Source organism: Methylobacterium sp. WL116 (assembly GCF_008039455.1).
GTDB lineage: Bacteria > Pseudomonadota > Alphaproteobacteria > Rhizobiales > Beijerinckiaceae > Methylobacterium.
The window spans coordinates 1-2,699 of the sequence record NZ_VRUV01000573.1; the positions used below are offsets into that span (position 1 = coordinate 1).

2 pseudogenes are annotated in these 2,699 nt (G+C 51.7%); one reads left to right on the forward strand and one right to left on the reverse strand.

The features are described 5' to 3' along the window. Nucleotides 1-1,247 precede the first annotated feature (1,247 nt). A pseudogene (locus FV223_RS24665) lies at nt 1,248-2,078 on the forward strand (IS481 family transposase); the annotation flags it as partial. Here the strand turns inward: FV223_RS24665 and FV223_RS24670 are convergent. Further along, nucleotides 2,075-2,699, reverse strand: a pseudogene (locus FV223_RS24670) (IS5 family transposase); the annotation flags it as partial. The pseudogenes FV223_RS24665 and FV223_RS24670 sit on opposite strands and share 4 nt — an antisense overlap.

Genomic DNA, 2,699 nt, shown 5'->3' on the forward strand with positions numbered 1-2,699 from the left:
TTAAAAAGGGATGCAAATCTATGCGGAATGGCGCAACTAAAGATTTAGTTATTAATAAATCATGATCTCGCTATCAAAAGTATAACTAGAAGTTCTCGGAATAAGCAGATAGATTATCGGTAAATAGTGTAAATGTCATCAGTGCCGCAAGCCCGACTTAGTACGTCCTTAATCGCAACACTCGATATTGCTCGAGCTATTGCAGCATTGTACGTGATTGCACATCATGTCGCTCAAGCAAATAATTGGACGCAAGGCTTTGGGTTTGTACTTAAGTTTGGTTCTGAAGCAGTAATAATTTTTTTCATCCTCAGTGGATTTGTTATTTATGCAAATGAACATGTCAGGTATGCAAATTTAAATAGCTACTTTTTAAGAAGGTTTCTTAGAATATATCCAACGCTAATCGCGTCTATTATTATTGCATCTATTGTTGCTATTGACAATGGAAATTTTATCTCTCAATTTTCTTGGGTAGAGTTAATTGGAAATCTTTTTAACCTTCAAGACATCTCCTATTTAAAGCCGGGCGTTATAATCAGTCCTTTCCTCAAAAATGAACCACTCTGGTCACTTTCATATGAGGTATTATTTTATGCTGTTTTCCCGTTTGCAATAAAAATCTATCGATCCAATCCATCTTTGACTGACAACCTAATTGGAGTTGGATGCTGTCTATCATATATATCATTTTTTTTATGGCCAAACCATTTCTCATTGGTACTTTCTTACTTCATAATTTGGTGGACAGGAGCAATGATAGCTAGATCGTACTTACATGGCTACAGATCTTTTTTCAGAGTTGGCTACTCTTTAATTTGGCTTATGGTTTTGATACTTATTGCGAGCATCGTTGTAATTTACGATGGCTTCGACGGATTTTACCGATATCCATTCCTCCAGGTTCGACATTTCGTTTTCGCTTTAATAGCAGTGTTGCTAATTTTTAGTCCTATCGGTCGGTTTATAAATCTTGTTATTAAAAGATTTAGTATTTCTCTTACTTATATTGCCTCAGTGTCATATGGATTATATCTATTCCACTTCCCACTGCTTATACAGTCTTTTCGGTCAAAGAGCGCACTAGGATTTCTGGGCATGGTTATAGTTTTGGTTATTGCATCCCATCTGTTTGACCGTGGAATAAAGGCTAGATTAGCCAAATCCTATCCTAAAAGTTGAATCTGTGAGGATCAAGCAATAAGTACTACAAGCTGCATTGCTAACTATGGATTGACCAACGCACGGGTCCCAAAAATCCGCGGTCGACGGTGCTGTCACCTGAGGACGAAGCGGTCGTGGTCGCCTTTCGCCGTCATACGCTCCTGCCGCTCGATGACTGCCTCTACGCGCTCCAGGCGACGATCCCGCACCTGACCCGCTCGTCGCTGCATCGCTGTCTCCAGCGCCACAGCATCAGTCGACTGCCTGGAGTCGATGGAGACAAGCCTAAGCGGTCGCGCTTCAAGGCCTACCCACTCGGTTACTTCCACATTGACCTAGCTGAGGTCCACACGGCCGAAGGGCGGCTTTATCTACTCGTCGCCATCGATCGCACGACCAAGTTCGCTTTCGTGGAGCTGCATGAGAAAGCCACCCGGCGTGTTGCCGGTGATTTCCTTCGGCATCTGATCGAGGCCGTGCCCTACAAGGTGCACACAGTGCTCACCGACAACGGCACCCACTTCACCACGCCCGGCAACGTCGCCTCGGCCGCCTCCATCATCAAGGAGGCGATCGCAGCCGGCGAGACCTTCCGAGCCCACAGCTTCGAGTCCGCCTGCGCCCGCAACGATATCGACCATCGGCTGACCAAGCCGCGTCATCCCTGGACCAACGGTCAGGTCGAGCGGATGAACCGCACGATCAAAGACGCCACGGTCAAGCGCTACCACTACGACAGCCATGCACAGCTCCGCGCTCACTTGGCCGACTTCGTCAGCGCCTACAACTTCGCGCGCCGTCTGAAGACCCTGCGTGGCCTCACGCCCTACGAGGCCATCTGCAAGGCATGGTCCGCTGAGCCAAGCCGCTTCAGGTCAAACCCGCTCCACCAAATGCCGGGACCAAGCACCTAGGGACAAAACCGTTTGGCCTGAGTTCGGCAGATGAGGGCGCAGGCGAGGGTCGTGAAGGCGAGGTGGAGGTCAGCGCGTCGCTCGTAGCGGATGGTCAGCCGGCGGAAGCGAGCCAGCCACGCCAGCGTGCGTTCGACGATCCAGCGGTAGCGGCCAAGGTGTCGGCTGCTCTAGATGCCGCGCCGGGCGATGCGCGGGGTGATGCTGCGCGCCCGGCACTCACCTCGACACCGGCGATGATCGTAGCCCTTGTCAGCGTGCAACTTGTCCGGTCTGCGCCAAAGGCGACCCCGACGCCCTGTGCGCACGCCCGGCACCGCATCGAGGGTGGCGGCCAGCATGCGGCTGTCGTGGCAGTTGGCTCCGGTGAGCGTCAGGCCGATGGTTCGAAAGGCTCACCATGAGGGGCGTGCCGTTGGCGTCCACGACGAGGTGGCGCTTCGTCCCCGGCTTGCCTCGATCCATCGGGTTCGGCCCCGTCGCAGTGCTCCTTTTTTCACCGGCAGGCTCGCACTGTCGAGGGCGGCCCGTGACCAATCGAGCGCATTTGCATCCTGAAACTGCTCCAGCATCACGCGATGCAGAGCGGCCCAGACGCCAGCTGCCTGCCATACGCCCAGC